Annotated in this window: 14 protein-coding genes; 4 read left to right on the top strand and 10 right to left on the bottom strand. The window is 74.0% G+C overall.

Annotated elements, in window-relative coordinates:
- Positions 1–121 precede the first annotated feature (121 nt).
- Together IF09_RS40190 and IF09_RS0113850 are read left to right on the top strand one after the other, a co-directional pair.
- Positions 122–1,546 (top strand): DUF6777 domain-containing protein, encoded by a 1,425-nt coding sequence (locus IF09_RS40190; RefSeq protein WP_199920436.1) that lies wholly within the window; start codon positions 122–124, stop codon positions 1,544–1,546.
- A gap of 42 nt (positions 1,547–1,588) precedes the next feature.
- Positions 1,589–3,715, top strand: coding sequence for a SpoIIE family protein phosphatase (locus IF09_RS0113850; RefSeq protein ID WP_078613236.1), 2,127 nt, complete (start codon positions 1,589–1,591; stop codon positions 3,713–3,715).
- Between the two features lie 54 nt (positions 3,716–3,769).
- On the opposite strand, the gene IF09_RS0113855 is transcribed toward IF09_RS0113850, so the two are convergent.
- Positions 3,770–4,462 carry a DUF4328 domain-containing protein gene (locus tag IF09_RS0113855; RefSeq protein WP_037634943.1) on the bottom strand — a complete coding sequence of 231 codons (693 nt, stop codon included), beginning with the start codon at positions 4,460–4,462 and terminating at the stop codon, positions 3,770–3,772.
- Positions 4,463–4,957: 495 nt separating this feature from the next.
- Between IF09_RS0113855 and IF09_RS0113860 the strand changes: the two genes are divergently transcribed.
- Positions 4,958–8,035, top strand: a complete 3,078-nt coding sequence (locus IF09_RS0113860; RefSeq protein WP_158709960.1) for a phosphodiester glycosidase family protein — start codon at positions 4,958–4,960, stop codon at positions 8,033–8,035.
- Here the strand turns inward: IF09_RS0113860 and IF09_RS0113865 are convergent.
- The 3 genes from IF09_RS0113865 to IF09_RS0113875 all read right to left on the bottom strand — a co-directional run bounded on the left by IF09_RS0113865 (position 8,032) and on the right by IF09_RS0113875 (position 11,503).
- The gene (locus IF09_RS0113865; protein ID WP_030295409.1) at positions 8,032–10,029 is read right to left on the bottom strand and encodes an ABC transporter permease; all 1,998 of its coding nucleotides are present in this window, start codon (positions 10,027–10,029) and stop codon (positions 8,032–8,034) included. The genes IF09_RS0113860 and IF09_RS0113865 overlap by 4 nt on opposite strands.
- 147 nt (positions 10,030–10,176) lie before the next feature.
- Positions 10,177–10,995 carry a molybdate ABC transporter substrate-binding protein gene (gene modA, locus IF09_RS0113870; protein ID WP_030295411.1) on the bottom strand — a complete coding sequence of 273 codons (819 nt, stop codon included), beginning with the start codon at positions 10,993–10,995 and terminating at the stop codon, positions 10,177–10,179.
- 112 nt (positions 10,996–11,107) lie between these two features.
- A complete protein-coding gene (locus IF09_RS0113875) occupies positions 11,108–11,503 on the bottom strand; it encodes a TOBE domain-containing protein (protein ID WP_030295413.1) in 396 nt (131 codons plus the stop codon).
- 134 nt (positions 11,504–11,637) lie between these two features.
- Between IF09_RS0113875 and IF09_RS0113880 the strand changes: the two genes are divergently transcribed.
- A complete protein-coding gene (locus IF09_RS0113880; RefSeq protein ID WP_051832433.1) occupies positions 11,638–12,045 on the top strand; it encodes an RNA-binding S4 domain-containing protein in 408 nt (135 codons plus the stop codon).
- A gap of 16 nt (positions 12,046–12,061) precedes the next feature.
- On the opposite strand, the gene IF09_RS0113885 is transcribed toward IF09_RS0113880, so the two are convergent.
- The 6 genes from IF09_RS0113885 to IF09_RS0113910 all read right to left on the bottom strand — a co-directional run bounded on the left by IF09_RS0113885 (position 12,062) and on the right by IF09_RS0113910 (position 18,759).
- Positions 12,062–12,469 carry a PTS-dependent dihydroxyacetone kinase phosphotransferase subunit DhaM gene (locus IF09_RS0113885; protein ID WP_030295417.1) on the bottom strand — a complete coding sequence of 136 codons (408 nt, stop codon included), beginning with the start codon at positions 12,467–12,469 and terminating at the stop codon, positions 12,062–12,064.
- A complete protein-coding gene (gene dhaL / locus IF09_RS0113890) occupies positions 12,466–13,086 on the bottom strand; it encodes a dihydroxyacetone kinase subunit DhaL (RefSeq protein WP_030295419.1) in 621 nt (206 codons plus the stop codon). Before dhaL ends, IF09_RS0113885 begins: the two co-directional genes overlap by 4 nt.
- Positions 13,087–13,128: 42 nt before the next feature.
- Entirely contained in the window at positions 13,129–14,133 is a 1,005-nt protein-coding gene (dhaK, locus tag IF09_RS0113895) for a dihydroxyacetone kinase subunit DhaK (protein WP_030295421.1), read from the bottom strand.
- 113 nt (positions 14,134–14,246) lie between these two features.
- Entirely contained in the window at positions 14,247–16,067 is a 1,821-nt protein-coding gene (locus IF09_RS0113900) for a glycoside hydrolase family 15 protein (RefSeq protein ID WP_030295422.1), read from the bottom strand.
- 47 nt (positions 16,068–16,114) lie between these two features.
- Positions 16,115–17,695 carry a GMC oxidoreductase gene (locus IF09_RS0113905; RefSeq protein ID WP_030295424.1) on the bottom strand — a complete coding sequence of 527 codons (1,581 nt, stop codon included), beginning with the start codon at positions 17,693–17,695 and terminating at the stop codon, positions 16,115–16,117.
- Between the two features lie 131 nt (positions 17,696–17,826).
- Positions 17,827–18,759, bottom strand: coding sequence for a cyclase family protein (locus IF09_RS0113910; RefSeq protein WP_030295426.1), 933 nt, complete (start codon positions 18,757–18,759; stop codon positions 17,827–17,829).
- Positions 18,760–18,881: the final 122 nt, after the last annotated feature.

Below are 18,881 nucleotides of genomic sequence, written 5' to 3' on the forward strand. Positions count from 1 at the left end.
GGCCACCACCCGAGCGGCGCAGACAATGGTCCGCAGGAGTGCAAGAAATCCTGACATCTCCCTGTTCGACTCGCGGAGCGTCCACAGGGGCCGGAACTCCTCCGCCCGGGAAGTAGGGCACGTGACCACGCAACCCTCCGGTCGGGAGCCGCAGGAGCCGACGCAGTCCATACACCCGTCGGCCGAGCGTCCCGCAGGTCCCCCGTCCGGCCCCCTCTCGGGCGGTCGGGAGGGGCCGCCGCCACCCCCGCCGCCGGCCCCGCCCGGAGGCACCCCACCGGGGCCGCCGCCGTCGGGCGCCCCCTGGTGGCGCTCCGGGCCCCGGCTGGCCACCGCGCTCGTCGCGCTGGCCGCCGCAGTGGCCCTCGCCGTGGTTCTGACCCGGCCCGGCGGCGCCCCCTCCGCCGGCGGCGAGGTGTTCCTGCAGCCCGCCGCCGCGACCGGACCGGACCCGTTCACGGAGTCCACCGCGACGACTCCTGCGCCGCAGACCGCCAGGCCGTCCACGCCGTCTTCGCCGCAGAGCGCGGCGCCCACCGGCGCCATCGTCACACGCAGCATCAGCGGCTCGGCGCCGGGCCTGTACGGCGGTACGAAGGCCACGGCGAGCTGCGACGTCGAGAAGCAGATCGGCGCGCTGACCGCCCAGCCCGCCAAGAACAGCGCCTTCGCCTCGGCGCTCGGCATCCCGCCGGCGACCGTACCCGGCTACCTGCGCTCGCTCACCCCCCTGCAGCTGGGCACGGACACCCGCGTCACGAACCACGGTTACCGCGACGGCAAGGCCACCAGCTACCAGGCGGTGCTGCAGGCCGGGACGGCGGTACTGGTCGACGCCCGCGGCGTGCCGCGGGTGCGGTGCGCCTGCGGCAACCCGCTCGGGTCCCCGGTGGCGCTGAAGGCCAACCCGAAGCGGTCCGGACAGCCGTGGAGCTCGTACGAGCCCAAGAACGTCGTCGTCGTTGCGCCGTCGGTGACCGTCGTCCAGAAGTTCGTCATCTACGACCGCCACGACCGGCACTGGTTCGAGCGTGACCGCGGCGACCACCAGGGCGGGCGCGACAAGCCCGTTCCGCCGCCCGTGGTCCCGAAGCCGCCGATCACCCCGATGCAGCCGAGCCCGTCGGTCACGACGCCCCGGCCGTCCCCGGCGGGGTCGCCGACGAAGTCCGGGCGCCCTCCCGAGTCCCCGTCCGAGCCCGAATCCACGGCGCCGTCCGAGCCCGCGTCCAGGGCGCCTCTGAGGCCCGAACCGCCGACGCCGCCCCCGACGCCGCCCCCGACGCCGGAATCCGAGGCACCGCCCGCGTCCGTCACGCCGCCCGTCTCGAAGCCCGCATCCGTGCCCGCGTCCTCGAAGGCGCCGGCGCCCCCGCCGAGCTCGTCGGAACCACCCTCTCCGGCCCCGCCGTCCCCGGTGGCGCCGGAGCTGAGGCAGAGGTCGACGCAGCCCGTACCTGACCCGGACGAGACGCCCCCGGCAGGCACCCCGACCCCGCCCCCCACGACGGAGCGTCACGGAACCGACGGCGACGCCGGGACCTGACGCGGGCGGGCATACGTGCGGGAACGGTGAGACCCTGGCTGCATGGCCGAAAGGGGAGCGAGCCCCGACGTCGACTGGCCCGCGCAGCCGGACATGAGCCTCGCGCTCAATCGCATGGGCACCTTCGACTGGGACCTCGACAGTGGGCAGATGCATCTGGATCCCACCGCCCTCGAGGTCCTCGACCTGCGCCCGGAGGAGTTCAGCGGCACCCCGGAGGGCCTGCGGAGGCGGGTGTCGCCCGGCGAGGAGGTCCGGCTCGACGCCCGGGTGGCGCAGGCGCTCAAGGACGGCCGCAGCCACTACGGGGCGTACGTCCGCACCCGGCGCCGCGACGGCACCCCGGCCTGGTCCCACATCCAGGGCCACATCCTGCGCGACGCCAACGGCCGCCCGTACCGGATCATCGGGATCCTGCGCGACGCCGCCCACGACCCCGGCGAGCCCGGCGCCGGCGGGGAGCAGGCGGACGACCGGCGCCGGATGACCGGCGTCGTCGAGCGGACCAGCGCCATCCTGGCCCACGCCCGCACCGTCAACGACGTGACGGACGTCCTCAAGGACCCGGAGGCCCTCGGCCACCTCGGCGCGGTCAGCGTGATGCTCGGCATCGTGGACGGCGGCCGCATCCACCTCGTCGCGGAGGGGCAGCTCGGTTCGTACGTCCCGGAGATCGAGTACACCCGCATCGACGCGCAGTTCCCGATGAGCGAGGCCGTACGGAGCCTGCAGCCGGTGTTCCTCGCCTCGCGCGAGGAGTTCCAGCATCGCTACCCGCACCTCTGGCCGTACATCGAGCCGCTGGCCGTGCGCAGCGGCGTCTACCTGCCGCTGATCGCCCAGGGCCGGGCCATCGGCGCGCTCGGGCTGCTGTACCAGCGGGACGGGGATTTCACGGCCGAGGAGCGGAACCTGCTCGTCGCGCTCGGCAGCGGTATCGCGCAGAGCCTCCAGCGCGCCATCCTGTTCGAGCAGGAGCACGACCTCGCGGAGGGCCTGCAGCGGGCCATGCTGCCGCGCCGGATCCCGGAGGTGCCGGGCGCGCGGATCGCCGTACGGTACCGGGCCGCGCGGATGGGGCGGGACATCGGCGGTGACTGGTACGACGTGATCCCGCTCGGCGAGGGCCGGGTCGGGGTGATGATCGGGGACGTGGAGGGGCACGACACGGACGCGGCGGCCGTCATGGGCCAGCTGCGGATCGTCCTGCGGGCCTACGTCGCCGAAGGGCACACGCCCGGCACCGCCATGGCCCGGGCCTCGACCTTCCTGCGGGAGCTCGAGACGGAACGTTTCGCCACCTGTACGTACGCCGAGGTGGACCTGAACACCGGCATGCTCCAGATGGTCCGCGCCGGCCACCTCGACCCGGTGGTGCGGCGCGGCGACGGCACCTGCCACCGGGTCCAGGCGGCCGGCGGACTCCCGCTCGGGCTGGCGCCGCGCGAGCAGTCCGGAACCGGCCCCGGCTACCCCGTCACCAGCCTCGAACTGCACCCGGGCGACACCCTGGTGCTGTGCACGGACGGCCTGCTCGATCGGCCGGACGGCGACTCCGAGGCCGGCATCCGGGAGCTCATGGAAGCGGTCCACAGCGGCCCGGTCGACGTGGAGGAGCTCGCCGACGTCCTGTGCGACCTCGTCGGCGACGCCGGCGTCGGGGACGACATGGCCCTGCTTCTGCTGCGCCGCCGTGGTACCCCCATCCCGCGCGGCGGCGGCCCGCTGCGCCTGCGGCTCACCCCGGGCGACCCCGAGGGCCCGGCGATGGCCCGCCACCTGATCCGGGCGGCGGTGGCCGCCTGGGGCGCCGCGGAGCGGGCCGACGAGATCGAACTGGCGGCGGACGAGCTGATGACGAACGCCCTCGTGCACACCGACGGGGGCGGCCACGTCAACGTACGGCTGACCGCGGAGGGCCGGATCCGGATCGAGGTCGAGGACTCCAGCAGCGCCCTGCCGCACCGGCGCGAGGCGGGCGACTGGGCGGTTTCGGGGCGCGGCCTGCTGCTGGTGGACCAGCTCGCGGAGGAATGGGGCGTGGAGCCCCGGGGCGGCGGGAAATGCGTGTGGTGCGAGTTCACCGTCCCCGGACACGCGGCGCGCCAGGCGGCGTCGTCACAGCAGCGTCGTCCGCCGGGCCGGCCCGGGGGCACCTCCCAGCGGTAGCCGGGGGCGGGACGTTGACGACACCCCCCTGGACCGGCGGCCGGTCCGCCCGGCTCAGACGGCCGCGTACGGGCCCTGCTCCGCCTTGGTGGTCTGCAGGGCCGTCAGCCTGCGGACGAAGACGAGGGCGAGGACGGCGGCGCCGACCGTGAGCAGGTCGGTGACGATCCCCATGGCGCACGCCGCACGCAGCGCCTCCGGTGTCTCGGCCCGCTCGTACATCCGGCTGAAGGCGCGGTCGAACACCAGCGAGCCGACCCACAAGGCCCACCAGGCGTTCAGGGGCGCGGTGGACACCGCGCGGTGGGAGCCGTCGGGCGCGAACTGGGTGCTGGCGGCCCAGATCTGCTTCGCGATCCGGAACGGCAGGAAGAGGTTGCCGACCGGGATGAACCAGCTGCCGATGGCCCAGCCGCGGGTCTGCGAGAAGCCGTCGGGCCGGAAGATCTCGCCGTTCACGCGCACGCGGTGGAACCAGATGACGAAGACGACGGCCGTCGCCAGCAGCATCACGAACTGGAGGACCCCGACGGCGCCGGCCATGACGTCCCCGCGCTCGAGCGTGCTGTCACCGACGTTCGACGGGTCCGCGATCAGGCTCTGCATGAGCGAGAAGACGTACCCGCTGATGCCCGCCGAGAACAGGTTGACGGCGGCTGCGACCGACAGCAGCGCGGTGAGCGCGACCGCCAGGCCGCGGGGGGAGCGCAGCACGTCGGTGGTGGGGTGAGGCGCGGGGTACGGCATGCCCGGGTACGGACCGACGGGGTACCCGGGCTGGGGCTGCACGGGGTAGGGCTGCGGGCCGGGGTGGGCCTGAACCGGGTACGGCTGCGGCGGTGCCGGCTGCGGGTACGGCTGCGCGGCGGGCGGTTGCGGTTGAGGTTGTGGCTGCGGCTGCGGCTCCGGCGAGGGAGCCGGCGACGGGGCTGCGGCCGGTGCCGGTGCCGGTGACCCGGCCGGGGCCGGGGGCTGCGACGGGGGCGGAGTCGGCGGGCCCGGCGGCTCGTTGAAGGACATGCGGTGCGTACCCCCCACGGGAACATGTGACGAAGAAGCGGATGCCCCGCTGACCTGCGGCGGGGCACGTCCGAACCATGCCAGCCCGGAATCCGGCCGCCAAATCCTTATCCGGGCCAGGACAAGGAGCCCGTGCCCCGTGTGGCCGGGCGAATGGCTGAAACCGCGGGGCACGAACGGTCGTGCCCGCCCGGGGCGGGCCGAGTGGCCGATCCTGCCTGGGTGCTGAGTCTCCGTCCGCTGCTGCCCGTCCTGCTCGCCGTGGCCCTGGCCGGCCCCGCCGGGGTGTCCGCCGCCGCGCAGGCCGACGGCATCGAGACCGCCCGGACCGGCCGGCAGATCGCCCCCGGGATCCGCCTGGAGTCCTACGACCGGCTGGAGGCCGACCGCTGGCTGCGGATCGACGAGCTCCTCGTCGACCTCGGTGGCCACGGCGGCGTCCGCGCCGATTACCTGGGCGGCCACGGACCGGCCACCGTCGCCGAGGCTGCCGCGCGCCACCCCGCCGGGCCCGGGCGGCGCGTGGTCGCCGCCGTGAACGGCGACTTCTTCGACAGCCGCGGTACGGGCGCCCCGCTCGGTCCCGGCCTGGGCGGCGGCCGGCTGCTGCATTCCGCGACCCCCGGCCCCGGCGCGGCCCCGGCCGTCGGGTTCGGCGCCGACGGCATCGGGCGGGTCCTGCGCCTCGCACTCGACGGGAGCGTCACCCTGCCCGGCGGGGTGGTGCAGCCGCTCGCCGGGTACAACGCGGCCCGGCCGCCCGCCGCGGGCCTCGCCGCGTACACCGCCGACTGGCCGGGGGCGCAACTGCCCGCCGTGGGCACCGCCGTGACGGTCCGGGACGGCCGGGTCACGGCTGCCGCCCCGCCGGGCCGCGGACCCGCTCGCCGGGAGCGCCCCGCACCCGGCACCACCGTGCTGACCGCCGCCGGCGGTGCGGCCGCTGCCGAACTGGCCGCCCTGCGGCCCGGGGACGCCGTGGGCGTCGCCGCCCGGGCCGTCCCGGACGCCGGACCGGTCCCGGTGGCGGCCGTCGGCGGGCGCGAGGCCCTCGTCGTGGCCGGCGTCGCGCAGAACCACGATGGCGAACCGAACAACACCGCCGCCCCGCGCACGGCCGTCGGTTTCTCGCGCGACGGGCGGCAGCTGCGGATCCTCACCGTGGACGGCCGCCAGCGGGACAGCGGCGGCCTCACCCTGACCGCGCTGGGCCGCCTGATGCACCGGCTCGGCGCGTACGAGGCCCTGAACCTCGACGGCGGCGGCTCCTCGACCCTGCTCGCGGGGTCGAGCGGGGCGTCGGCCCTCGCGCTGGAGAACTCCCCGTCGGACGGGCGGCTGCGGCCCGTGTCCAACGGGCTCGTCCTGACGGCCCCGGCGGGCTCCGGCCGGACCGCCGGCTACCGCGTCGAACCCGTCGGCGGCGCCACGGAGGACCTCACCCGGGTCTTCCCCCGGCTCACCCGGACCCTCGAGGCCACCGGGTACGACGCACTGCTGGGCCCGGCGCCGGGCGCGCCGGTGTGGTCCGCCGACGGGGCCGGCACGGTCGATTCCGCCGGTGTGTTCCACGCCGTGCGCCCCGGCCGCGCGACGGCGCACGCCCGGCGCACGACGGCGCATGGCCAGCTCCCGCTCGAGGTCCTCGGCCCGCTGACCCGGATCCGCCCCACGCAGGCCCGGATCGGACTCGCGGAGCTGGGGGAGACCGCGGGATTCCGACTGACCGGCTACGACGCGCAAGGCAGGGCCGCCGTCGTGGAACCCCGGGACGTGACTTTGGAGTTCGACCGCTCGCGATGGCGCATCACCGATGACGGCCACGGCGGCTTCACGGTCACCGCCCTGACCCCCCAAGCCACGGGCCACCTCCGCGCCACGGTCCGGTCGGGCGGGGCTGCCGGGGCGCCTGCAGCGCCCGGAAGCCCCGGAGCCCCCAGGGCGTCGGGTGCCCTCGGGGCTCCCGGCACTTCCGGATCTTCCGGGGGCTCTGATGCCGCCTCCGGTCCCCGCGGTGCCGCAGGCACACCCGGCAGCGCGGGCATGCCCGGGACCGCGGGCGCGCGTGCCGCCGCAGGCGAGCTCGGCGTCGCGGGCAGGCTCGGCGCCGCATTCGCGCCCCGTGGCACGGGCACGCCCTGGACCGCCGGCACGTTCGGCGGCGCAGGGGCGGCCGGGATGACAGGCGTGCCCGGGATCGCGGGCACGCCCCCTGCCGCCGGCACGCTCGGGCTTGCGGGAGCGTCCGATACCGGCGGCGGCTCCGGTGTCGCCGCCGAACTCGCTCTCGGCGTCGGGCTGGTGACGCTCCCGCTCACCAACCTGGCCGATGTCGCCGACTGGACCGGACCGGGGGCTTCCGCGACCGAGGGGCACTCCGGTGCGGGGCTCGCCCTGGATCTGCCCGGGGCGGCGGCTCGGAGGAGCGCGGCCCCGCCGCGGCCCCTTGCCGTCCCGGAGCTCGCCCGGTCGCTCACGCTCTGGGTCGGCGGCGACGGCTCCGGGGCCCGGCCCGCGGTGGAGCTGGCCGATGCCGACGGGGCCGCCGTCACGGTGCGCGGGCCCGCCGTGGACTGGACCGGCTGGCGGGAGCTCACCCTGCCGCTCCCGGCCACCGCCGAGCCGCCGCTCAGCGTGATCCGGCTTTCGGCGGTCGGGGGGACGGGCCCCGGACGGCTGGCCCTCGACACGCTCGGCGCCCGGACCCCGCCCACGGGGCCCGCCGCAGTGCCCGTGGTCCGGGATCCGATCGTGGCCACCGAGGCCGGGGTCCGGGCGCTGCCCTGGCGGCTCGCCGTCGGGGGAGAGGACGCCGCTGCCGACTTCGTGCTGACCGACGCCGCCCGCCCGGAGTTCGTGCACCGCGGCGTACGGTTTTTGCCGCTCGACACCACCAAGCCCACCTTGCGGGGCGGCGGTCTGTCCCGGATGCGGGCCCTGCGGAAGGCTCTGGCGGCCGCCGCCCGGGAACCGGCCACGGGCGCGGTGGCCGTCGTACGGGCGTATGCGCCGGACACCGTGGACCGCAAGGAAACGGCCCTGACGGCGCACCTGCTCGCCGAGTTCCGCCGTACCACCGGCAAACGCGCCGCCGTGCTCACCCTCGGCGCCCCGGCCTTCGCGGCCGGCCGCTCCGAGGGCGTGCTGTCCGTCGCGGCCCCGCGCTCCGGACGGACCGTGGTGGGCCTGGACGCCTTCGCCCCGGGGGACTGGCTCGCCGTCCGGCAAGGCACGCCCCAGGGAGCACCTCCCGGCGGTAGCCGGGGGAGGGACTCCAGGGACTCCGACGACACCCCTTAGAGCTCCACCAGCGTGACCTCGGTCGCCTTCACGCTCGTCCAGACCTTCGAGCCGTCGACCAGGCCCAGTTCGGCCGCGGCCTCCGGGGTGATCTCCGCCACCAGATCGGGGGCCTCCGCGGAGCCGACCAGCACGCGCAGCCGGCTGCCGACCGCGGTGATCTCCCGAACGGAGCCCGGCCAGACGTTGCGGGGACTGCCCGCCGGGCGGTCGCGGTGCACGGACACCGCCTCGGGGCCGATGATCGCCAGTGCCGGGGACCCTTCCGGCAGCGCCTCCGCCACCACCAGCCGGCCCCCGGCGGCGAGTACGAGCCCGTCGGCCGACGCCGTGCCGGACCAGGCGTTGCGGCCGAGCATCCGGGCGACCCACGGGGAGCGCGGGTGGCGGGTGACCTCGGAGGGCGGGGCGTCCTGGAGGGTGCGCCCGTCGGCGAGTACGAGGACCCGGTCGGCCAGGGACACCGCCTCGACGGGGTCGTGCGTGACGATGAGGCAGACCCCGCCGAAGCCGGCCAGGTGCGTGCGCAGGGTGTGCCGGACGCGGGCCCGGGTGGTCTGGTCGAGGGCCGCGAGCGGCTCGTCCAGGAGGAGGAGCCGGGGGCGGGCGGCCAGCGCCCGGGCGAGCGCCACACGTTGGGCCTGGCCACCGGACAGCTGGGCGGGCTTGCGGGCGGCCAGGTGGCCGACGCCGAGCCGGTCCAGCCACTGCTGCGCCTCGCGACGGGCATCGGCGCGCGGCACCCGGCGGGCGCGCAGCCCGTACGCGGTGTTGCCCAGCGCGCTCAGGTGCGGGAACAGCGCGCCGTCCTGCGGGACCCAGGCCACCTGGCGCTTGTGCGGGGCCAGCGCGGTGACGTCGGTGTCGCCGAGCCGGAGTTCGGCGTGGGCGCGCGGGGTGAGGCCGAGGAGGGCGCGCAGCAGGGTGGTCTTGCCGGCGCCGTTCTCGCCGACGACGGCGATGGTGGTACCGGGGCCGGCGTCGAGGGTGAGCTCGTTGAAGCCGGTGACGACGGCGTGCAGGGGCCAGCGGCCGTCGTCGTGCGGGGCGCCGGCCAGGTCGGAAGCCAGGTCGCCGGCGGCAGCCTTCTCGGAGGGCAGGCCGGCCGGTAGCGGGGCTGTCGGCGTCCGCTCGGCTTCCGCGGCCGCGGCCGCCGTCTCGTCCGGCAGCTGCGGAGCCTCGGCAGGCGTACGGGCGACCGGTGTGCCGGTCCAGCGGCCGCGCAGGGCGATCAGCACGGCCATGGCGATCACGAGCAGCAGCAGGGACACGGAGGTGGCGGCCTCCGGCTGGCCCTGGAGCAGCAGGTAGACCTGCAGCGGCAGCGTCTGTGTGGTGCCGGGCAGGTTGCCGGCGAAGGTGATCGTCGCGCCGAACTCGCCGAGCGCACGGGCCCAGGTGAGCGCGGCGCCCGCGATCAGGCCGGGCGCCACCATCGGCAGCGTCACGGTGAAGAACACCCGCGTCGGCGAGGCACCGAGGGACGCGGCGGTCTCCTCGTAGCTCCGCTTGAGCCCGCCGAGCGCACCCTCCAGGCTGATCACGAGGAACGGCATGGCGACGAAGGTGGCCGCGACGACGGCGCCCGACGTGTGGAAGGGCAGCGTGACGCCGAACGTGCCCTCGAGCCAGGGCCCGAGGAGCCCGCGCCGGCCGAAGCCCAGCAGCAGTGCCACACCACCGACGGTGGGCGGCAGCACCATCGGGAGCAGCACCAGCGAGCGGACGAAGGCCCTGCCCTTGAACGGGACCCGGGCCAGCAGCCACGCGAGCGGCACACCGAGGACCAGCGAGAGGCCCAGCGCCCACAGGGACACGAAGAGCGAGAGGCGCAGGGCCTCGACCACACCGGGGCTGGTGAGGTGGGCGCCGAGTTCGCCCCACTCGGTGCGGGTGAGGATGCCGATGAGGGGCAGCAGCAGGAAGGCGACGGCGAGCAGCGCGGGGAGCGCCAGGGTCACGGGGGGCCGGGTGCGGGTGCGGTGTCTGCTCATGTGGATTCCTGGCTGAAGCGTACGGGGGGACGGGTGCGGGGGCCCGGCGGGCGCCGCGCCGGAAGGGACTGCCCGTCCCCCCGGACCAGGCAGTCCCCTTCGATCATTGAGGCTGCGGCTGCGGCTGCTCTTCTGCTGCGGTGCCGGTTACGCCTTCTGGAAGCCTGCGTCCTGGAAGATCTTCTGCGCCTCGGGAGAGTTCAGCCAGGCCACGAACGCGGCGGCGGCCTCGGCGTTCTTGGACGCCTTGAGGGAGGCGGCCGGGTAGGAGGCCACGGCGTTCTCGGCGTCCGGAATGTCCACGACGGAGACTTTGTCACCGGACTTGACGGTGTCGGTCTTGTAGACGAGGCCGGCGTCGGCCTCACCGAGCTCGACCTTGCTCAGCACGGCGCGGACGTTGGGCTCCTGGGAGACCGGCTTCACTTCGATCTTCTGGGCGTCGAGGATCTGCTTGCTGTAGCGGCCGACGGGCACCTCGGGCGCGGCGAGCACGACCTTGATCTTGCTGTCGGCCAGGTCCTTCAGTTCGTCGACCTTGAACGGGTTGCCCTGGCCGGCCGCGATGACCAGGCGGTTCTTGGCGATGATCGACCGGTCGTTGGTCTCGGCCTTCAGGCCGTCCATCGTCTTGGTGTCGGCGGTGACCAGCGCGTCGGCCGGGGCTCCCTGCTTCACCTGGGCGGCGAGCTCCTGCGAGCCGGCGAAGGAGAAGGTGATCTTCGTGCCCGGGTGTGCCTTCTCGTACGCCGCGCCCGCGGTCTTGAAGACGTCGGTGAGGGAGGAGGCGGCGAGGACGGTAAGGTTCGCCGCCTTGGGCACGGCGGAGGCCGGGGCCGAGGCGGAAGCCGAAGCCCCGGCGTCGGCCTTGTCGTCGCTGCTGCCGCAGGCGGACAGCGCGGGCACGAGCAGGGCGGCGGTCAGCGCGGCGGCAACGGCACTGCGGCGGGTCAGGGTCGGGGACATGAGCTGGTGCTCCTCGGTCGGGTCGGCGGCCGGCCGGGTACCGGGACCGCGCGGTGGTGACCCGCGCCGGTGACGGGCGGAGCGGGTGGGGACGCGTGATGGTGCTGGACGGTCAGGTGCGGTCGATGTGCACACTGGTGGACTTCACGCGGGCGGTGGCCTGCATGCCGACCTCCAGTCCGAGCTCCTCGACGGCCTCACGGGTGAGGAGGGAGACCAGGCGGTGGGGACCTGCCTGGATCTCGACCTGGGCGGCCACGTCTCCGAGCTTCACGGCGGTGACGATGCCGGGGAAGGCGTTGCGGGCCGAGGTGTACGGCTCGTCGTCTTCGGGGTGGGCGCCCTGTCCCACCTCGACGGAGAAGGCGGCCAGGTCGCGGCCGTCGATCAGGCGCCGGCCGGCCTCGTCGCGGTGGGTCGCGACCCGGCCGGCGTCGGCCCAGCGGCGGGCGGTGTCCGGGCTGACGCCCAGCAGGCGCGCCGCCTGTCCGATGGTGTAGGACTGCATGTGCGACAAGGTAGGGGCACGTGTCCCGCATTTGCAATCATCTTCGGATGATGTACATGGCAGATGCCAGGGCTCTTGGTGAATCTGCCAAAATCCATTCCGTTCCGGGCGGGCCCGCTCGCTAAAGTTCTGGTATGGCTGATGAAGCAACGGGAACGGGAACGGGAACGGGCGCGGAAGCAGGAACGGCGCGCGTGGACGCCTGGATCTGGTCGGTCCGTCTGACGAAGACCCGCTCGGTCGCGGCGACCGCCTGCAGGGCGGGCCATGTGAAGGTCAACGGTGAGCGCGCGAAGCCGGCGCAGGCGGTACGGGCGGGGGACGAGGTGCGGCTGTTCCACGGGGGACGCGAGCGCATCGTCGTCGTCAAGCGGCCGGTGACGAAGCGGGTCGGTCCGCCGGTGGCCGCGGAATGCTTCATCGACAACAGCCCGCCGGCGCCCACGCGCATCGAGGCCGAGGTGGTCGGCGTCCGCGACCGCGGCACGGGCCGCCCGACGAAGCGCGACCGCCGCGAAATCGAATCCCTCCGCGGCCGCTGACCCGCCCGCCCGCCGGTCAGGCCTTGCGGTAGCTGTACGCCTCCTCTGCGGCTGCGGCCACCGCGTCCAGGGGGGCGCCCGCGGAGGCGGCGACCACCGCCGCCACCGCGCCCTCCAGGAACGGGGCGTCCAGCAGCCTGGCCCCCGGCGGCAGTTCGTCCTCCACCAGCAGCGCCTTCACCGTCAGCACCGAGCTGCCCAGGTCCGCCAGCAGCGCGACCCCCGCGCCCCGGTCCACCTCGAGCGCGGCCGCCACGACGCGCTCCGCGCTCGTGCCCAGGCCGCCGTCCGCGGTGCCGCCCGCCGCTGCCACCGGGACGACCGGTCCGCCCGCCGCCAGGCCCCGCGCCAGGTCCGCCACGGACTCCGCGACCACCGCGCTGTGCGACACCAGGACGATCCCGACCACCGCCGGCGCGCTCATGCGGTGTCCGCCTTGTCCGCCGTATCGGCCGTGTCCGCGAGCGCCGTCAGCAGCAGGGCCGCCGAAGTCGCCCCCGGGTCCTGGTGCCCGATGCTCCGCTCGCCCAGATAGCTGGCCCGCCCCTTGCGGGCCAGCATCGGCACCGTCGCCCGCGCACCGGCCTCTGCCGCGTCCGCCGCCGCCCGGTACGAGGTGCTCAGCGCCGCCACCCCCGCCACCAGCGCGTCCAGCATCGTCTTGTCGCCCGGTGCCGCCCCGCCCAGCTGTGCCACCGCGCCCACCCCCGCGTACAGGGCCTTGCGCACCTCCTCGTCGGAGACCTCGGCGGCCTCCCCGAGGTCCTTGCCCGTGCGCCGCAGCAGCGTCCCGTACAGCGGGCCCGACGCGCCGCCGACCGTCGAGATCAGCGTCCGCCCCGCCAGTTGCAGCACCGCCCCCGGCGTCACCGCGGGGTCCGCCTCCAGGGCCGCCCGTACCGCCGTGAAGCCGCGCAGCAGATTGCTCCCGTGGTCGGCGTCCCCGATGGGGGAGTCGAGCTCGGTCAGCCGGTCCGCCTCGCGCTCCACTGCGGCGCCGGCGGCCGTCATCCAGCGCCGGAAGAAGTCCGCGTCACGCACTTCCGTCTCCTTGCCTCGTCCGCACCTCGTACGCCCACCTTCTCAGCAGCCCCACCGCAGCGCCGCCGTCCGGACCGGCGCGTCCCAGAGCCGCAGCAGTTCCTCGTCCCCGCGGCACAGCGTCACCGAACACCCCGCCATGTCCAGTGAGGTGACGTAGTTTCCGACGAGCGTCCGCGCCACCGGCACCCCGCGCTCCGCCAGGACCCGGGCCACCTCCCCGTGGAACCCGTACAGCTCCAGCAGCGGCGTCGCCCCCATGCCGTTGACCAGCGCCAGCACCGGCCCGTCCGCCGGACCCACCGCCGCCAGCTCCTCCAGTACGGCCCCCACCGCGATCTCCGCGATCTCCCGCGCCGGCATCATGGCCCGCCGCTCGCGGCCCGGCTCGCCGTGGATGCCGATCCCCAACTCCAGTTCCCCGTCCGGCAGGTCGAACGTCGGACTGCCCTTCGCCGGGGTCGTGCACGCGCTGAGCGCCACCCCGAAACTGCGGGAGGACGCGTTCACCTGCCGGGCGAGCGCCGCTACCCGCTCCAGTGGGGCGCCCGCCTCGGCCGCCGCACCGGCGATCTTCTCGACGAACACGGTCGCCCCGGTGCCGCGCCGCCCCGCCGTGTACAGGCTGTCGGTCACGGCGACGTCGTCGTTCACGAGGACCCGCTCCACCCGCAGGCCGTCCTCCTCGGCGAGTTCCGCGGCCATCTCGAAGTTCAGCACGTCACCGGTGTAGTTCTTGACGACGAACAGCACCCCCTGCCCGGAGTCCACGGCCGCGGCCGCCCGCAGCATCTGGTCGGGCACCGGTGAGGTGAACACCTCCCCGGGACACGCGGCCGACAGCATCCCGTACCCCACGAACCCGGCATGCAGCGGCTCGTGCCCCGACCCGCCCCCGGACACCACCCCGACCCGGCCCCCGTCCCGCGCGTCGCGCCGTACGACGACGCGCCGTTCCACGTCGACGTCCAGGTCGGGATGTGCGGCCGCCATCCCCCGCAGCGCATCGGCGACGACGGTCTCGGGGCTGTTGATCAGCATCCGCATGTCTGTCTCCTGATCGGGTCGACCGGTGAGCCTGCGGGCCGTGGGCCCGGTGGCGACGGTAGAGCAGCCCGCCGCTCGGGACCAGGCCGCGTCCGGCGGGGTGGGGCGCGGTCTCAGAGCCGGAGGGCGTCGAGCGCATCGTTGAGAGTGGTCGCGGCCATGATGAGCGACAGGTGGGTGAAGGCCTGCGGAAAGTTGCCGAGTTGCTCGCCACTGGGGCCGATCTCCTCGGCGAACAGACCGACGTGGTTGGCGTACGTGTGCATCTTCTCGAAGGTGTAGCGGGCCTGCGGCAGCCGTCCGGCACGGGCGAGGGCGTCGACGTAGAGGAACGTGCAGAGGCTGAACGTTCCCTCCGAGCCGCGGAGTCCGTCGGGAGAGGCCGCGGGATCGTACCGGTAGACGAGGCTGTCGGACACCAGGACCCGGTCCATGGCATCGAGGGTGGACAGCCAGCTCGCGCTCCTCGGCGCGAGGAATCCGACCCGGGGAATCAGCAGCAGCGAAGCGTCCAGGACCTGGCTGCCGTAGTGCTGGACCAAGGACTGCTCCCTCTCGCTCCAGCCGCGTTCCATGACCTGTTCGAGGATGTCGTCACGGGCCTTCGTCCACAGGACGGTGTCGGCCGGCCGGCTGAACTCGGCGGCGACCTTCAGGCCGCGGTCGAACGCCGCCCAGCACATCACGCGGCTGTAGGTGAAGTCCTGCCGGCCGCCGCGGGTCTCCCAGATGCCCTCGTCGGGCCGGTCCCAGGAGTCGGCGAGCCAGTCCAGGGTCCGGGCGAGGGCCTTCCAGCCGTGGTAGTCGCCCTGTACGACGACCGCGTGTCCCTCGGACAGTGCGTACAGAGCCTCGCCGTAGATGTCGAGCTGCAACTGGTCCATGGCCGCGTTTCCGGCCCGCACGGGGTACGAACCCCGGTAGCCCTCGAAGTGCTGGAGGACCTCCTCGGTCAGGTGCGGGTCTCCGTCGACCCGGTACATGATCTGCAGGGGCTCCCCGTCCGGACCCTCGTGGGCGCGCAGGCGGTCGCCGAGCCAGTGGGTGAAGCGGGCCGCCTCCTCCGCGAAGCCGAGGTCGAGCAGGGCCCGTACGGACAGGGATCCGTCCCGCACCCAGGTGTAGCGGTAGTCCCAGTTGCGCTCGCCGCCGACTTGCTCGGGAAGACCCATGGTGGCGGCGGCGACCGGCGCGCCGGAGGGGGCGTAGGTGAGCAGCTTGAGCGTGATGGCCGAGCGGTACACCATCTCCGCCCAGCGGCCGTGGTAGTGCGATGTGCGCACCCACTTCTGCCAGTAGTCGACCTGTTCCCACAGCTCATCGGTGATCCTGTCACGCTCCGGCGGTGGCGGCGGCGCCGCGCTGCCCTCCCTGTCGGTGGTGAACACGGCTGCCTCCGCCTGACCCGCGGTGAGCGTGATCGAGGCCCGGACGTCCTGGCCGTCCCGCTCGAGCGGAAAGGTGGCCTGCAGGAACGCGGTCGCCCCGGGTGCCCGGAAGGTCGCCCGGCCCTCCGCCAGGTCGAGTTGGTGGGGTGCCCGCGCGTAGTCGAAGCGGGGGCGGCATTCGAGGGAGAAGCGCACCGTACCGCGCACCGCGCGGATCACACGTACCAGCGTGTGCCGGTCGGACGCCGTGAGGCCCCGGTGGACCGGCATGTAGTCGACGGTCTCGCCGACCCCGTCGGGGGACATGAAGCGGGTCACCACGACCGCGGTGTCCGGGTAGTAGAGCTGTTTCCACGTCCCCTCGTCCTGTTCCGGTGCGAGCAGGAAGTGCCCGCCCCCGTCGTGGTCGAGCAGGGCCGCGAAGATGCTGGGGGAGTCGAATCGCGGAGCCGCGAACCAGTCGATGACTCCCCTGGACGACACCAGAGCCGCGGTCTGCAGGTCCCCCACGAGTCCGTGGTCGGCGATGGGCGGGTAGCGGTCCATGGTTCTCCTCCTCAGGACACCTCAGCGGTGATCCGCCCGGGTCCCGGTCATTGCAGTCGCTCCGCGAGGTGGTCTCCGACGCGCAGGGCGTTGGCGATGGCCGTCAGCGAGGGATTGACCGCGCCGATGCTCGGGAAGAAGCTCGTGTCGACCACGTAGAGGTTGTCGAGGTCATGGGCCTTGCAGTTGACGTCGAGGGCGGAGCTCTGCGGGTCACGGCCGAAGCGGACGGTGCCGGCCTGATGAGCCGTTGCGCCGATGGGCATGCCCTTGTGTAGGTAGATGCTGTGCGACAGCAGATGGTGCTCGTGCATGCCCAGGTGACCGAGCATGCCCTGCAGTTTGTGCCGCAGCCGCTTCAGCCCTGCGATGTTGTTCTTCTCGTCGAGGGCGAGGTGGATCCCGCCGTCCCCGTCGAGGGTCACGCGGTTGTCCGGGTCCGGCAGGTCCTCACCGCACAGCCAGAAGTCGACCGCGTGATGGGCGAGCACCTCGAAGGGCATGTCCGGGGTGACGGCACCGGCCCAGCGGGGTGCCTCGCCGTGGATCTGCTCGGAGTCGGACTTGCCGAGCATCTGGATGCCGCCGAGAGGGTAGTCCCAGTCGTCGCTGCCCAGGTACCAGTCGTGCAGTGCCAGCGTCTTCTGGAACCGGGTGCCGTTCGGCTCCTCGGACACCGCCATCAGGGCCAGGTTGTTGTGCCGCATGTAGTGCCGGCCGACCACGTCCGAGCTGTTGGCCAGGCCCTGAGGGTGCTTGTCGTCGGCCGAACGCAGCAGCAGGACCGCGGAGTTGACGGCCCCACAGGCCACCACCACGATGTCGGCGGCGAACCGGACGGTCGAGCCGTCGCCCAGTTCCGTGACGACCGAGGTGACACTCCGCCCGGTGGCGTCCGTCTCGAGCCGGCGCACGTCGGCATGCGTGATCAGTTCGACGTTGGAGTGTTCCAGGGCCGGGTCCACGCAGATGACCTGGGCGTCCGACTTCGCGCCGACCAGGCAGGGGAACCCGTCGACGCGGTCGCAGCGGATGCAGGGGCTCCCGTGCGCCGCCCGCCCCTGGTCGTCCTGGACGAGGTTCACCCCGATCGGGAGATGGAAGGGGTGCAGGCCCTGTTTCTCCAGGTCGTCGCTCAACTGCTGGATGCGCGGCTCGTGTTGCACGGGCGGATGGGCGTACTGGGCACTGGCCGGCCCCTCGGTGGGGTCCTCGCCGTGCCGTCCGTGGACGAGGTAGAGATGCTCGGCCTGCGTGTAGTAGGGCTCCAGGTCGCCGTAGTCCAGCGGCCATGCGGGAGAGATGCCGTCATGGTGGCGGAGTTCCCCGAAGTCCTCGGGGCGCATGCGGAAGAGCGCGGCGCCGTAGAACTTGGTGTTCCCGCCGACGTAGTAGTTCACCTCGGGCGGGAACCGGTCTCCGTGCTTGTCGTACCAGAACTCCGGTGCGCGGTACTTCCCTTTGACGAAGACCGCGGTCGAATCCCAGTTGTCGCGTTCCCGCGGCAGGTAGCCGCCGCGCTCGAGAAGCAGGATCCGCTTGCCGGTCGGCGCCAGCCGGTGGGCGAGGGTGCCGCCGCCGGCCCCTGTGCCGATGATGATGACGTCGTACTCCCGCGCCTCGGGCATGCGGGCCACCTCCCCGGAGCAGGGATCTGCTCCTGTCGGGTGAGTTGGGGTGCATTCAGCATCTACAACGTAGCTCCGGAGGGGATGCCCAGCGAGTCGGGCGGGCCGGAACGCCGGGAAGCCCCGGCCGGTCAAAGGATCGCGAGGGGATTGACGGGAGAACCCGTCGCCGCGGGCAGCCGTAGTGGCGCGATGACGCAGAGGAACGACCAGCGGCCCTCCCGTTCGCAGAGGGGAGCCAGCTCCTCGAACTGCAGGTAGTCGAGCAGGTGCAGCCCCATCGCATGGACGGCGAGTACGTGCACCGGGAACGCGACGCTCTGCACGGCACTGGGAGCCGTGTCGTTGTTGCCGTCACTGCCGAGCACGGCCACCTGCCGTTCGGCCAGGAAACGCAGGGCGGTCGGGTGGAGTCCGGCCCGCGCGCCGGCTGAGTCCCAGGCGCCGAGCTCCGCACGCCGCCGCCGGTGCCCGACGCGTACGAGGAGGATGTCGCCCCGGCCGACCCGCAGCCCCTGCCGCGCTTCGGCGGCTGCAAGATCCTCGGCGGTCACGTGTGATCCCGGTTCGAGCCAGGGGGTGCCGTGCAGGCGCGGGATGTCCAGCAGCACTCCCCGTCCCACGATGCCGTCGCGGGCCAGGTCGATGGACAGGGCCCCGGCCCCGTCCGGGGAGAGAACGTCCGCGGCAGGGACGCCGCCGTGCAGGGTGCCCTCGTAGATGACGTGGCACAGTGCGTCGATGTGGCTGTCGACGTCGCCGTGGACGTTCATGGCGATGCGGTCCCGGGCGAACTGCAGGCCGCCCGGGTCCGGGGCGCCGCCGACGGGCGCGGTGAGCCGGTGCTCCGCCGGTTCGGCGTTGTCCGGCCCCTTGCGGGTGTTCACGGGCGCGGCGAGCGAGACCGTACGGCCGGAGCGGACCTCGCTGACGGCGGCCAGCGTCCGTGCGGGCGTGAGGGTGCCCAGAGCTCCCAGGGGTGCCGCACCGCCGGGTGCCGTACGGCGCAGTTCACCGTGGAGCGAGCGGAAGTCGGCGTCGCTCATCCCGTCGGGCGTACCCATGTCCCCACCATCCGGCACGCCCGCTGCCGGCGCGCGCCGAGCGGGGACCCGGCCGCATCCGATGTGCCGAGCCTCTGGTGCGTGTGAAGCGGTTCAGGGCGCACGCCTGTCGCGCCTGATCG

Origin of the sequence: Streptomyces katrae, assembly GCF_000717655.1 — a bacterium.
GTDB lineage: Bacteria > Actinomycetota > Actinomycetes > Streptomycetales > Streptomycetaceae > Streptomyces > Streptomyces katrae_B.

Coding starts and splice junctions, on each gene's coding strand:
- IF09_RS0113850 (WP_078613236.1), top strand. CDS start 1,589: ATGGCCGAAAGGGGAGCGAGCCCCGACGTCGACTGGCCCGCGCAGCCG.
- IF09_RS0113855 (WP_037634943.1), bottom strand. CDS start 4,462: ATGCCGTACCCCGCGCCTCACCCCACCACCGACGTGCTGCGCTCCCCC.
- IF09_RS0113865 (WP_030295409.1), bottom strand. CDS start 10,029: ATGAGCAGACACCGCACCCGCACCCGGCCCCCCGTGACCCTGGCGCTC.
- modA (WP_030295411.1), bottom strand. CDS start 10,995: ATGTCCCCGACCCTGACCCGCCGCAGTGCCGTTGCCGCCGCGCTGACC.
- IF09_RS0113875 (WP_030295413.1), bottom strand. CDS start 11,503: ATGCAGTCCTACACCATCGGACAGGCGGCGCGCCTGCTGGGCGTCAGC.
- IF09_RS0113880 (WP_051832433.1), top strand. CDS start 11,638: ATGGCTGATGAAGCAACGGGAACGGGAACGGGAACGGGCGCGGAAGCA.
- IF09_RS0113885 (WP_030295417.1), bottom strand. CDS start 12,469: ATGAGCGCGCCGGCGGTGGTCGGGATCGTCCTGGTGTCGCACAGCGCG.
- dhaK (WP_030295421.1), bottom strand. CDS start 14,133: ATGCGGATGCTGATCAACAGCCCCGAGACCGTCGTCGCCGATGCGCTG.
- IF09_RS0113900 (WP_030295422.1), bottom strand. CDS start 16,067: ATGGACCGCTACCCGCCCATCGCCGACCACGGACTCGTGGGGGACCTG.
- IF09_RS0113905 (WP_030295424.1), bottom strand. CDS start 17,695: ATGCCCGAGGCGCGGGAGTACGACGTCATCATCATCGGCACAGGGGCC.
- IF09_RS0113910 (WP_030295426.1), bottom strand. CDS start 18,759: ATGGGTACGCCCGACGGGATGAGCGACGCCGACTTCCGCTCGCTCCAC.